The sequence below is a fragment of the Clostridium intestinale DSM 6191 genome, from assembly GCF_900130055.1.
In the GTDB taxonomy this organism is placed as follows: Bacteria; Bacillota; Clostridia; order Clostridiales; family Clostridiaceae; genus Clostridium_T; species Clostridium_T intestinale.
This window is the reverse complement of record NZ_FQXU01000015.1, coordinates 44,260-58,191: the sequence shown is the minus strand read 5'-3', so window position 1 is coordinate 58,191 and position 13,932 is coordinate 44,260. Positions and strand designations below refer to the sequence as shown.

General features: G+C 29.0%; 11 protein-coding genes. 1 reads left to right on the top strand and 10 read right to left on the bottom strand.

Annotated elements, in window-relative coordinates:
* Positions 1-19 precede the first annotated feature (19 nt).
* From BUA92_RS19235 to recQ, 7 genes are all read right to left on the bottom strand, one after another.
* Entirely contained in the window at positions 20-1,126 is a 1,107-nt protein-coding gene (locus BUA92_RS19235; RefSeq protein ID WP_073022289.1) for an ABC transporter permease, read from the bottom strand.
* A 4-nt stretch (positions 1,127-1,130) separates the two neighbouring features.
* Positions 1,131-1,805: an ABC transporter ATP-binding protein gene (locus tag BUA92_RS19230; protein WP_083553601.1), complete on the bottom strand. Its 675-nt coding sequence runs from the start codon at positions 1,803-1,805 to the stop codon at positions 1,131-1,133.
* Position 1,806: 1 nt separating this feature from the next.
* Positions 1,807-2,925 (bottom strand): ABC transporter permease, encoded by a 1,119-nt coding sequence (locus BUA92_RS19225; protein ID WP_073022288.1) that lies wholly within the window; start codon positions 2,923-2,925, stop codon positions 1,807-1,809.
* A gap of 94 nt (positions 2,926-3,019) precedes the next feature.
* A complete protein-coding gene (locus BUA92_RS19220) occupies positions 3,020-3,661 on the bottom strand; it encodes a response regulator transcription factor (RefSeq protein ID WP_073022287.1) in 642 nt (213 codons plus the stop codon).
* Entirely contained in the window at positions 3,654-4,844 is a 1,191-nt protein-coding gene (locus BUA92_RS19215; RefSeq protein WP_242950205.1) for a sensor histidine kinase, read from the bottom strand. Before BUA92_RS19215 ends, BUA92_RS19220 begins: the two co-directional genes overlap by 8 nt.
* 83 nt (positions 4,845-4,927) lie before the next feature.
* The gene (gene dusA / locus BUA92_RS19210; protein ID WP_073022286.1) at positions 4,928-5,968 is read right to left on the bottom strand and encodes a tRNA dihydrouridine(20/20a) synthase DusA; all 1,041 of its coding nucleotides are present in this window, start codon (positions 5,966-5,968) and stop codon (positions 4,928-4,930) included.
* A 16-nt stretch (positions 5,969-5,984) separates the two neighbouring features.
* A complete protein-coding gene (gene recQ / locus BUA92_RS19205) occupies positions 5,985-8,396 on the bottom strand; it encodes a DNA helicase RecQ (RefSeq protein WP_073022285.1) in 2,412 nt (803 codons plus the stop codon).
* A gap of 142 nt (positions 8,397-8,538) precedes the next feature.
* Here recQ and BUA92_RS19200 point away from each other — a divergent pair, with 142 nt between their 5' ends.
* Positions 8,539-9,555, top strand: coding sequence for an oxidoreductase (locus tag BUA92_RS19200; RefSeq protein ID WP_073022284.1), 1,017 nt, complete (start codon positions 8,539-8,541; stop codon positions 9,553-9,555).
* A 202-nt stretch (positions 9,556-9,757) separates the two neighbouring features.
* Here the strand turns inward: BUA92_RS19200 and BUA92_RS19195 are convergent, their stop codons facing one another.
* From BUA92_RS19195 to BUA92_RS19185, 3 genes are all read right to left on the bottom strand, one after another.
* Complete coding sequence (locus tag BUA92_RS19195) at positions 9,758-10,447, bottom strand: ABC transporter ATP-binding protein (RefSeq protein WP_073022283.1); 690 nt, start codon at positions 10,445-10,447, stop codon at positions 9,758-9,760.
* A gap of 11 nt (positions 10,448-10,458) precedes the next feature.
* A complete protein-coding gene (locus tag BUA92_RS19190) occupies positions 10,459-12,930 on the bottom strand; it encodes an ABC transporter permease (protein WP_073022282.1) in 2,472 nt (823 codons plus the stop codon).
* A gap of 201 nt (positions 12,931-13,131) precedes the next feature.
* Positions 13,132-13,926, bottom strand: a complete 795-nt coding sequence (locus BUA92_RS19185; RefSeq protein WP_073022281.1) for a nitroreductase family protein — start codon at positions 13,924-13,926, stop codon at positions 13,132-13,134.
* Positions 13,927-13,932 lie beyond the last annotated feature (6 nt).

The following is a 13,932-nucleotide window of genomic DNA, read 5'->3' as shown; positions in this document are numbered from 1 at the left end:
TCCTTTTATAAAAATATTATTAACCTATATTTATTTTATCTCTGTATTTTGAAGTCAAACATGGAATTAAACTAAATAACGATACAAATAAAGGTATTATAAATGATGCTATAAATCCAGACTTACTTAACAGTAAAAATGGTTTTCCAACTGGATTAAATATAGTTAAATTTAATATACTAACCGTCATAATACACATAAATATACCTAAGCCATATCCTACTAAGCACAAGATCAAATTTTCTCTCCATAATTTAGTCATTAATGTTGCATTTTTATATCCCATGGCGTGCATTATAAAAAATTCGCTAATTCTATTTTTAAATATAATGTAATTTAAATTCCCTAATGTTATACACAAAACTATAATTATAAAAGTACTCATTATATAACTAAGCGAATTCATACCTATCATCATTTCTTTAAAATTGTCTTCCATATATTTATAATCTATCACATCTATATCTGCAGATAGCTTCTCTTTTATAGCACTCATATCTTTGCTACTATTATCATAAGTACTATAAATAAATCCCCTTGTAAAAGCCTCTTCTCTTTTCATTTCACTATCTGTATTTACTATGGCTATTATATTCTCTCCATCCATTATTCCCGAAACTTTATATTCTTTATTTAAGTTTGAATTATCTTCATTTATTATTGAACCTATTTTTAGATTATTTTGTTTAGCATATCTTAAATGAATTAGAATATCATTTGAGTTTTCTTTAGGAATACTTCCTTCAACAATATTTTGATCCAGAGCGTCCATCAAGCCTACTATATCTTCACTATACAAATTTTCAACATCAAAACTTGAAGAACCTAATCCTAGAGAATATTTAAGGCTGCCTGCAATAGGTTTAATAGGAATTAAGCTCTTTGTATTACTACTACTTTTAAGATCCTCTATTATGCTCTTTGGAATCTCAACATAACTTTTAGAATATACTATACTATGATTCTCTACAAAGTTACCACCTGTCAGATCAACCAATTCCTCTGTTGTTGCACTTATTAAAGAATAAAAATATACTACAAAAACACCTATAGCTACAGTTATTATAGTTATTAAAACTTTTTTAATATTAGCTAATATATATTTTAGTGGAGAAAGTGGCCTCATAGTATCACCTCTCTTTTTCTTCAATGGAAGTTATACTTCCATCCCAAATATTAACTATTGCATCTGCATCTTTTAAAATAGTTTTATCATGAGTAACAATTACAATAAGAGCATTTTTCTTATATTCATCTAACATCTTCATTACTTCTGAAGAACTTTCATGATCTAAAGCAGCTGTAAGTTCATCTCCAAAAATCACCTTAGGATTATTTATAAGAGCTCTAGCAATTGCAACCTTTTGTCTTTGCCCTCCTGAAAGTTTTGAAGGTTTTTTATTATACAGATTCTCTATTCCCATCCTGCCTAGAAGTTCTATTGCTCTTTGCTTGTCAGCTTTTGAATTAGAGTTTATAGGAACTAATATATTATCAAGAACACTCATGTACTCAATTAAAAAATGTCTCTGAAATATAAATCCAAACTCTTTTTTTCTTAGCTTAGCTAAAGCATTCAAACTCATGCTCTCATAGTCTTGTCCATTATAAGATATTTTTCCTGAAGTTGGTTTCTTTAATCCAGCCATTGAATAAATCAATGAACTTTTTCCACTTCCTGAAGGTCCCATAATTCCTATCATTTTATTGTTCTCTAAACTTAAATTTATATTTTTTACCGCATAGGTCATAGCTTCTTTTTCCATATCATATATCATATTTAAATTTTCTATATTAAAAATCATTTTATCCCTCCTCAATGATAGTTATAGCATCTAATTTACCTAAAACTCTGTAAATTGGTATTAATGTAAATAAAGCTGTAAAAGCTGGTGTCAGTAAAGATATTACTATACCCTTAATGCTTATAAACACGCCAATTGCTCCTAGATCAGTAAAAGCTGCTTTTGTTACAATAAAACTAGTAGCTACTCCTAATATAATGCCTACTACAAATCCAGATAAATTAAATATCAACACTTCCTTTAATGCTCTTTCCATCAACATTCCTCTGCTATATCCTAAAGCATTTAATATACCAAACTCTATTTTTCTATTTATGAATTGCGCATATTTAGAGCTTGATAAAGTAACCACCATAACAATAACGATAAGAACAAAAAGTGCATCTAGTATTTGTTTTGAAGATGCCGTTCCACTTTGATATTTTTCCATTCCCTCTGATAATATGCTATAATTTATATCCTTTTTAGAGAATGTCCTTATTAATTGATCTAAATCATCTCTTTTATCATCATTGGGAAATATCACCATCTCATGTTTTATCAAATCATCTTTACTAATATCTTTATATCTACTAACTTCATCAGAAGTAGACGAATAGCTACTTAAGGATAAAAAATATTCACTATTTAAAATCCCTACAATTTTGCTATCTCCTAAACTATCCCCAATAGATACATTATTATTTGTAGCTACCCTCTCATCTATAGCTATCTCTTTTTGTCCCTCTTCTGGAAGGCTCCCTTTTTCAAGAGTAATGTCATATTCATTCATAAAATATTCTCTATCCTCTGGAAGTATAGAAAATATTCTTACATTACTGACACTTCCCTGGGTAGAATATTTTACATAAGATATCTTTGTAGGTATTAACTTTTCTACAAGATCACTTTTCTTTAACTTATCTACATACTCTAAAGATATCTCTTTATCACTAATTCTACTTATTGTAAATGCCTTTTCTAATGGCTTCACTTGAGATGAATATGAGCTTTCTGATATAGACTCTATAAAACACTCTACTCCATATCCTAAGATAATAGATAAAGCTATAGCTATTATTGAAGTTATATAGGACTTTTTGTTATTTTTTATATATTTACTAACAGATAAAGGTTTCATTTCAATCCTCCCTTCAATTCTTATAAATATAATATAAAAATTCCTCCATAAATAATAGTAACCACGGTCACTACATACTAGTTACCGTGGTCATTTATTTTAATATCTCCTTTAAATATAATGCTGCTGAAGTTCTATCAAATATTTGTATCTTAGAATATATATTACTTACATTGTTTTTTACAGTTCCCTCTGATATAAATAGAGAGGAGGCTATCTGTTTATTAGTAAAACCTTGTGATAACATCTTTGCAACTTCAAGTTCTCTATCAGTAAATAGACCTTTTAGATTTTCTTCTTTTTTATCACTTATATTGTTGCTTATAAGCTTATTTACCAACTTAGATGCTATTGAGGATGGAAGTATGTATTTATTATCATAAGCATCTTCTATGGCTTTAATTAGGGCATCTCCATCTATATCCTTTAACATATACCCTGACGCTCCATAATTTAGTGCATCAACAATATACTCTTCGTCATCAAAGGTTGTTAAAACTAATATTTTAATCTCTGGATAACTGTTTTTTATTATATTGGTAGCCTCTACTCCATTCATTCCCGGCATCCTTATATCCATTAAAATAACGTCTGGAGTACATGTTCTGCATATATCAATTACTTCTCTACCATCAGAAGCAGTGCCAATAACCTCTATATTATCTTGAAGTTCTAATATAGTTTTTAATCCATCTCTCATTAACCTTTGATCATCCACTATAACTACTCTAATCATTTATTTTTCCTCCTTCAACTAATGGCAGTTTTATATAAATAGAAAACCCCTCGCCTTCTTCTGAATATATATCAAGTTGTCCACCTAGCTCTTTTACACGCTCCTCCATGGATCTAAGCCCAAAACCTTTAGTTAACGCTACAGATCCAATACCATTATCCTCTAAAGAGAAGTTAATTGAATTATCTCTCTCAAATAACTTAAAAATAAAGGCAGTACTTTTCCCATGTCGAATTCCATTAGTTAATCCTTCTTGAAGCGCTCTATAAATAACCTTTTTCCCACTATCATAAACATTCATATCACTATCTATATGACTTTTTACAATAATATCTGAATGCATTTCACAATCCGCTATAAAGGTCTTTAAAGAACCCCAAAAGTCCATAATTTCCTTTCCTTGTTCTAATATTCTTACAGAACTTCTTATATCATTAAGACCTTTTCTAACTTGTTCCTGGGCTAAACTCAACTTTTCCTTAGCCTTAATAATATCCTTATCCATAAGCCTTTTGGAGGCTTCCATTTCAACCAAAACAGTTGTGAGAGTATGTCCAACTGTATCATGAATTTCCCTGGCTATTTTGTTTCTCTCAGAATTAGCGGTCATAAGCTCTACTTTTTCATAAGCCTCGCTTAAGTGTCCATATACCTCATCTTTTTCTATCTTTTTAACGGTAATTTCTTTCAAAGACTCTTCTATTATCTTATTCTGAAATAATAAATAGTTTATAAGCTTAAATATAATTATAAATATAATATATATGGGCATTGTTACTAATATAAATACTGGAATCAAGTTTATTTTATCTTTTAACATAATAATTGCAGATAAAAAATTCATCAAATACACTAATACTGAATACATGTATCCTTGTTTTTTATTAAAATTAATTATTATACTGTCCACTAAAAATAAATATAAAATCATAGCTACGAAACTTTTAGAACTATAATTTATAAACCATATTATCATTACCTCTAAAATTAATAATATGTTTTTTGCAATTTCTCTCTCTTTTTCATAACAAAAATAAGTTCTTATGGTGAAACAGGTAAGAAAAAGAAGATAAGTTATAAGTAATAAAAAATTACTCCCACTTAAAAATGCTAAGATAATAAGTATTATTGTAAAAACTATATAATCAACTATTGTTATAATATCTTTAACCCTCAAATCCATGATTTACCCCTTTATACAATTATTACTTTAATTATACCAAATACAAGAAAGGAAGGTAACTTAAGCACCTTCCCAAATCTAAATTAAATTCTACTATCAAGAGATTCCTCTGGTAAATTTTTCAGTCCTTCTTTAAGTAATTCGGATCTTTTTATATTCTTAGAACTAGCTGGTGAAACTATCTGCTTCCATATCTTAGAACCTTTTTCACCTAAAAATAATCCTAAAGTATGAGTTAAGGCTACATGAGGATTTTCTCCATTCTTCTCAAGGTTTTCAATATAAGGAATAAATTCTTCTATTATTTCTCTTCTTGATATATTATTTATCTCGCCACCTTTGAAGAATTTATCTACTTCTCTTAGGATAATAGGATTGTCATAGGCAGCTCTTCCTATCATAACACCATCCACATATCTTAAATGGTTCTTCATTTCATCTATGGTTTTTATTCCACCATTAATTTCTACTTGTAGATTAGGTTTCTCTTCTTTAACTTTATATACATCTTCATATCTTAATGGTGGTACTTCTCTATTTTCTCTAGGACTTAACCCCTCCAAAATAGCTATTCTTGCATGTATTGTATACCTATCAGGTTGAGCTTCTTCAACCTTATTTATAAATCCTATCATGTCTTCATATCTATCTAGCAAAGTTCTTTCAAAACTATCTGGTAATATATTTTTTCCTTCAATTCCTATTCTATGTTTCAGGGTTACAGGTTTCTTAGTAGCTTCTTTCATAGCCTTAATCATATCTCTTACAAGCTCTGGATAAGCCATAAGGCATGCTCCCATCTCATTTCCAGCCACTCTATCAGAAGGACAACCAGCATTTAAATTTATCTCATCATAATCCCAATCTTCAGCTAATTTTACTGCTTTATAAATATCTTCTGGATTAGATCCAGCTATCTGTAATGAAATAGGCTTCTCAAATGGATTAAAATCTAATAACTTATCTCTTTTTCCATTTATTATAGCTTGTGCTGTTACCATCTCTGTATACAACAAAGCTTTTTTAGTAATAATTCTAGCAAAATATCTAAAATGTCTATCTGTTCTGTCTACCATAGGTGCTATACTCACTTTAGGAGTAAGTATCTTTGAATCTATATTCATAATTTCATTCCTTCCATTAAACCTTGTCTTTAAGATAGTATTCGTCCAAAATAACTGCCCTTATACTCTCATATTTTATGTTATCAGGAAGTTTTCTCTTTATTGAACTTATAGAGCTGTACCCCGAGTTTCTGCACTCATTTATAATTAAAGCTCTCTCCTCTTCTGTATATAGCCCTCTTATATCTAAGTAAAAGTCTAGTTCTCTTCCTGACTCTAAATAGTCAGTAACATAACCTAATACTGTAGATATTGAAACCTCTAATTCCTGGGAAATATATTGAAGTTCCTTTCCTTCCTTAAGCATATCTATAGCAATTTCATCCGGCTTTCTATGTTCGCCATCTATTATTAGCTTATTTCTTTTTTTATCTCTCCACTTAACTCCAATACCATGTTCTAATACATAGTTATTTACTATTTCCAAGATTTTCTCTGAATATCTTTCTATTTTCTTAGGTCCAAGACCTGTTATATCCTTTAAGTTATCTGTATCTCTAGGATACCTTCCACTTATTTCTTTTAATGTATTTTTAGCTATTACAGCTTGAGGAAGTTGATTTTCTTTTTTAGCAATAGCATTCCTAACCTTTATTAATTCTTCTAATAATCTTTCATCAGTTGAAACATAACATACCTCATCATCTAAAATAGCTCTATTTTTCTCTAAATATTTTAGTATTAGCTTTTCAAATTCCTCACCATATTTATTATACTTAACCTCACCTACTCCAGATATTAAAAGCATTTGCTCTTTATTAACTGGATGTTTTATAGACATATCCTTTAAGGTTACATCAGGGAATATTATGTAAGGAGGAACTCCCTCTCTCTCCGAAATCTCTCTTCTTAAAGTTCTAAGCTCTTCATATAATGAATCGTCAATCTTAAATACTCTTTCCACCTTGATTTCTTTGAATTTAACCTGTTCTTCTCCCTTTAATACTTTTATAGACCTATCATTTAATCTAATAACTGGGTAAGTTCCCTCTACCATATCCATATATCCATGAGAAATAAGAGTGTTTATGAAATTCTTCAAATCGTCTTTGGAGAACTCCTTCATTATTCCATAGGTAGATAATTCATTGAACTTAAACTCTTGAAGTTTCTTATTTTTAGATGCTCTAAGTACATCTACAATCATTGTAGAACCAAAGCTTCTCTTCATTCTATATATGCAAGACAAAACCTTCTGTGCATCTAAGGTTCTATCAACTATTTCTCCTTCACTTTCACAATTACTACAATTGTTACAATCCTTAGGATATTCATCTCCAAAATAATTAAGTATAAATCTCCTATAACAATCATTAGAGTGAATCATATCAACCATATATTGCAGCATTTTATATTGATTATTTTTTCTCTCTGGATTTTCTATACTCATCTCAATTAAATACTTTTGAGTTTGTACATCCCCAGGAGTAAATAGAAGTACACATTCGCTATCTAAACCATCTCTACCTGCTCTACCTATTTCTTGATAGTAGCTTTCTATATTTTTAGGCATATTATAATGAATAACATATCTAATATTAGATTTATCTATTCCCATACCAAAAGCATTGGTAGCAACCATAATATTAACTCTATCGTAGATAAAATCCTCTTGACTTTTTTCTCTTTCATTATCAGATAAGCCTGCATGATATCTTCCCACAGAAAAACCTTTTTTTAAAAGTAATGTATAAGCTGCATCTACTTCTTTACGGGTAGCCGCATATATTATTCCTGAATCTTCTTTATGATTATTTATATAATCTAAAAGATAATCCTTTTTACTACCTGATTTTACTATAGTTATCTTAAGGTTTTCTCTATCAAAACCTGATATAAATACTTTTGGAGTATTCAGAGATAAAATATTAATTATGTCTTCCCTTACTTCATTTGTAGCTGTTGCTGTAAAGGCAGTTATTATAGGTCTATTCCTTAAGCTATTAATAAAAAAAGGTATCTTTCTATAGCTTGTTCTAAAATCATGTCCCCATTGAGATACACAGTGAGCTTCATCAATAGCCACTTGCGATATATTTTTCTCTCCAAGTATAGATAAAAATTCATAAGAATCAAGTCGTTCTGGAGCCACATATATAATTTTAAATCTATCACTTCTTATTCCATCTAATACTTCTTTAAATTCATTAGTTGATAATGAACTATTTATATAAGCTGCTTCTATTCCCATTTCTTTAATAGTATCAACCTGATCCTTCATTAAAGAAATTAACGGAGAAATTACTAAAGTCATTCCTTCCAGCATAAGTGCAGGAATTTGATAACAGATAGACTTTCCTCCCCCTGTTGGCATAATTGCTAATACATCATTACCTTCAACAATATTTTTAATAATATCGTCTTGTCCTCTTCTAAAACTCTTGTATCCAAAATATCTTTCTAACAGTTCTAATCCTCTATCAATCAACTTAAAACACCTCTACAAAATCTTTATTATCATAATTATTAACATAACTCAGCATTATTTTTCATCTAATTATAACACTTCAGCTCTTTTTGCTTTTAAATTTATGTTAAAATTAAGTATATCATATTTTAAGGAGGGTATTATGCTTACAATTGGTTATATTGGCAATGGTAAAAGTACAAATAGATATCATCTACCATTCGTTTTGAGAAGAGAAAATATAAAAGTTAAAACAATATATCAAAGAAACCCTAAACACGAAAGTTGGGCTAGGATAGAAGGTGTAAACTACACTTCTGATTTAAATGAATTACTAAATGATGAAGATATACAGCTTATAGTAGTCTGTACAAGACATGATAGTCATTATGAATATGCAAAAATGGTATTAGAACATAATAAACACTGCTTAGTTGAAAAACCTTTTATGGAAACATCAGCTCAAGCTAAAGAAATATTTGAACTTGCAAAGGAAAAAGGTCTAATTGTTCAAGCGTATCAAAATAGACGTTTTGACAGTGATTTCTTAACAGTTCAAAAAGTTATTGAAGAAGGCAATCTTGGAGAATTACTTGAAGTTGAAATGCATTATGATTATTATCGTCCTGAAGTTCCTGAATCAGTAACTAATTTTATTCCTCACTTTTCTTATTTATATGGACATGGCTGCCATACTTTAGATCAAGTAATAAGTTATTTTGGAAAACCTGACGACATTCATTATGATGTTAGACAATTATTAGGTTCTGGAAGAATGAATGATTATTTTGATTTAGATTTATATTATGGAATTTTAAAGGTGTCCGTTAAATCTAGTTACTTTAGATTAAAAGAAAGACCAAGTTTTGTTGTATATGGTAAAAAGGGATGCTTCGTTAAACAAACTAAAGACCGCCAAGAAGAACACTTAAAACTATTCCACATGCCTCATAATAAAGATTTTGGTATTGATACTCTTGAGCACTATGGGACTATAACTTATATAGATGATGAAGGCGTAACTCATGAAGAAAAAGTTAAATCAGTTGATGGTGATTATGGAAGAGTTTATGATGATTTATACGAAGCTATTATAAATGGAAAAGAAAAAACTATTACTGATGAACAAACTTTATTGCAAATGGAAATTTTAGAAACAGGAGTAAAAGATTTAAAATAGTTTATCTAATTTAAATAGTTGAATACTTGAGTACCTGAGTACTCAGGTACTCAAGTATCTATGTACTCAGGTATTCAACAATAAGAATATATCATATAGAATAAAAAAGCAGCTTAATGCTGCTTTTTTATTAAACTTTATAAAGTTTTATTTAAATTTACATCTATTACTATCAGCAAAATAGTTAAACTCAATTAAATTGCTACGATGCAACTTCTTCTCTAACTACAATTTCTCCGTCTCTTAATTTTAATATTGAAGTCCCATAAGCAGCCGATTCTTGTGAGTGAGTAACTTGTATTATTGTTTTCCCTAAGTCTTTATTTATATTTTTGAAAAGTCTCATTATTTCCGTACCTGTCTTTGAATCTAAGTTTCCTATAGGTTCATCTGCTAATATTATATCTGGTTCAAATACTAATGCTCTAGCTATTGCAACTCTTTGCTGTTGTCCACCAGACAATTCTCTAGGTGTCACTTTTCTCTTATGACTCATTTCTATTCTATCCAATATTTCAGTAAGCTTACGTGAATAATCTTTTATCTTTCCTCCATCTAAAATTATTGGAAGTAAAATATTATCTTCTACAGAAAGGTTAGGAACTAAATTATAAAACTGAAATACAAATCCAAGTTCTCTTCTTTTCATTATACTTTTTTGCTTTTCACTTAATTTACTTAAGTCTTTTCCATTAACATTTACTATACCACTTGAAGGTTTATCTAATCCTCCTAATAGATATAAAAGTGTGGACTTTCCACAACCTGATGGTCCCATTATAGAAAGAAACTCCCCCTTATCCACAGAAAAGTTTAAATTCTTTAGAACATTTATTTCTTCTTTACCTACCTTGAAATTTTTATTTAAATCAAATACTTCTATTGCTCTCATTTCTTTTCCTCCTACTCATATTTTAATTCTTCTATAATAGATAGTTTTTTACTTTTAAATAATACTGGTATTGTTGCTATTAAAACTATTGCCAGAGATACTAAAAATATTACTGGTACAAACTTAATATTAAATACAACTTCCATATCAAATCCTAATAACTTACTTATCTTACTCATTATTGACATCCCAAGATAAGAGAATGGCGTTACAATAATTATTGACCATAATACTGTAAGAACAGACTCTACTATAAGCATTCTATTTCTTTGGAATTTACTCATACCTACTGAACTTAAAACTGCTAAATCTTTTTTCCTCTGAATAAAACTTATTCCTATATTATTTAGAACTCCAAAAGCTCCTATAACAACCGACATAAATGAGAATATACTCAATATATCTGTAAGTTGTTTGTTATTTTCAACATTTCTTGCTTTTGTTTCTTCAAATGTTAAAACACTGCCTCCAAGAGCTCTGATTTTCTTGTTGATATTTTCTTTTACATCTGCTGAACGTCCTGTAGTATTTAAGTAAAACTGTATAGACGCACTATCTACATATTCTTTTGGTAGACCCTTATAATTTATAAAAACAACCGATCCACCATTATATAATTTACCATCAATAATCCCTACAACATTATAGCTTTTATTGGTAGTTCCAACTTTCATATCAAAGCTATCGCCTTTTTTCAATTTTACTTTTTCTGCTATCTTTTCAGTTATAACAACATCATTTAAACTACCATTTTCAAATTCTTTATATTCTTCTTTATCCCAGTTTAGATAATTATCAAAGTCTAAATATTTATCTGGCTCTATTCCCATAACTGAATAATTATTGCCATCAATATCTCCACTCGCATATTGCTGTCTTTGTATTGAACTTTGAACAACATTAGGTTCTTCCTTAAGTATATCTAATACCTTTTCCTTAAGATCAAAGGCACCACTTTCAGGAACATTTATTTCTATACCATAGTTTAATTTTTCATAAGCCTCTACTACTACGTCTTTTATACTAATGCTTAAAGAATTTATCATTATAATAGATATAATTGCTATATTCATTAAGTTAATATTTCCAAGCAAAACTTTAGATGTACTCATGTTATTTAGGGCTAGCGCATTTATAGGATTAGTATCTCTAAGCTTAGAAAATATATTTTTTGATATAAACTCTACAACCTTAGGATAAATTAGTATTACTGCAATTATTGCTAATATAAATAATACTGGGCTTATATTTATTAACCATTTAGTTTTAAGTGAGTTTACAATAATCACTCCTAGTAGAAGCACTATGCCTGCTATAAATTTACCTATCCCTATTTGTTCTGAGCTATCTGAGGTATTTAATATAACTTCCTTAACTTGAAGCTTATTCGTCTTTATAATCGGTACTACAGCTGATGCAACAGATAGTAGTATTGAAAATACTAGTCCATATATTAAATATCTAATATTTATGTTAGGTTGTTGTAGTATTCCATACTCTTTTAAAGGAGATATAACGTAATTTATTAGGTATAATATTCCAATTCCTAATAAATTACCTATTACCCCTCCTAAAACTCCATAACACAAACTTTCTAAGTATAATATTCTTCTTATAGTCCCCCTAGTTGCACCTTGACTTAAAAACGTTCCTATAATTGGCATTCTCTCTGTTACTGTTAATTTAAAAGAACTATATATTATTATGCTGCTCATAAATACAACTACTAATAACATCATGTAAAGCATGTTGTTTATTTGTGCAACTTGACTTTTTACAGCATCTTCATTATAAAGTTCTTTAGCTATAAAATTAGTGTTAACATCATTAAATTTTTCTATTGAATCTTTAATGTTTGCTTCTGTTTTATTCGCAAATGCAACATTATATTTACCTTTCATATTAAACTTTTCAGCTAAATATTTATAAGGAACTATTATCTGAAAGTTCTCTTTTGTATCACCATAAAAAACTCCTTGATTAGCTGAAATTTTTGAGATTTCTAGGCTAACCTTCTCGCCATTAAGCAGTGTATTTAGTTTATCTCCAACTTTAAGATCAAACTCTTCACTAACTCTTTTTGAGATTATACACGTCTCACCATTAAAATCTTTTAACTCATTTCCATCTACAAATACATCTTTATTTATATACTTTTCTTCACGCCCTATTACTTGTATTGTCTGCATATCATCTGTATCATATATAAAACTACTTCTTATTTCAGGTACTATATCTTTTAATCCATCTAACTTTAACCCCTCTAAGTCAAAGGCCATTGATCCATCTTTAGCTGATACATATACATCTTTATTTTCAAGTTGTTCTAGCTGCGGTTTTACAAAACTGTCTATAGCTGCATCTACTGCTCCCATGCTTCCTACAAATAATCCTGTGCTAAGTACTATAGCTATTAGCAAAAGAAAGAATCTTGCTTTTTTTTCTAACATGCTCTTTAGTACGTATTTTAAAAATATCTTCATAATTTGCCCCCTTTGTTTCATCTTATTTATTACATTACCATATTTTCCTTAAAATTAATCACTATTAAGGTTAAAGTTAGTAAATCTTAAGAGTTTGGTAAGATTTAAACAAAAGAGTTGCTGAATCCATAGAAGCCGCTTCTCATGCTTCATTAAATTCCTTGAAAAAAATAAGAACAGATCTCTCTGCTCTTATTTTCATTAAATATTTTCTAATTCTATTGTTAAAATATACTTTAACCCCTTTAAATCATGTGAAGTTTTTGTATAAATAGTTTTTATATTTTCCTCTTTACATGCTAGCTCCAAATGTTTTATTGCTATTCCCACATCTAAGTCGCTAAAATGCATGAGTTTTTTAGTGATTAAGTTACCAGTTTTAGCAAAAGCCTCTATTTTAGTATCACCTTCCATAGTAAATACCCAAGGTTGAAGATTAACCGCCGATGGAGCTACTCTAACCTTATCAAATATTTTCACCCATTTATCTTCAAAAGGTTCATATATAACTTCCTCAAGTTTTTTTCTTTTAAAAGAGTTTGACTCTTTAACATCTAATTCCTGTTCATTTTCAGGATAACCAAAAGAAATTACTATTACAGGCTTGTGATTTTCTTTTATAGTCATTACATCTTTTAATAAATTTTTCTTTATAAATCCACCTATCCAACAAGTTCCTATCCCTCTATCAGCTAGTTCTAAAACTATTTCTTCAAGTGTATATCCTATATTTTCTAGATATCCACTTTTCTCCTCTGAGGTAATTACTAAATAATGTGGAGCTTCTATTTTCCCATAACTTCCCACTATACCCTTACTTATATCTTGAATCTTTTTACCATCTTTAATAAGCTCAATATTCATTTCTATCTTTGGATATAATCTTGGAACATCTTTTATTAGTTTATTGATGAAATCAAAGTCTTCTTCTGAAATACTACTATTTTTGTACTTTCTTACTGATTTCCTTCTATAAATTGCATTTTCTATATTCATTTAAAA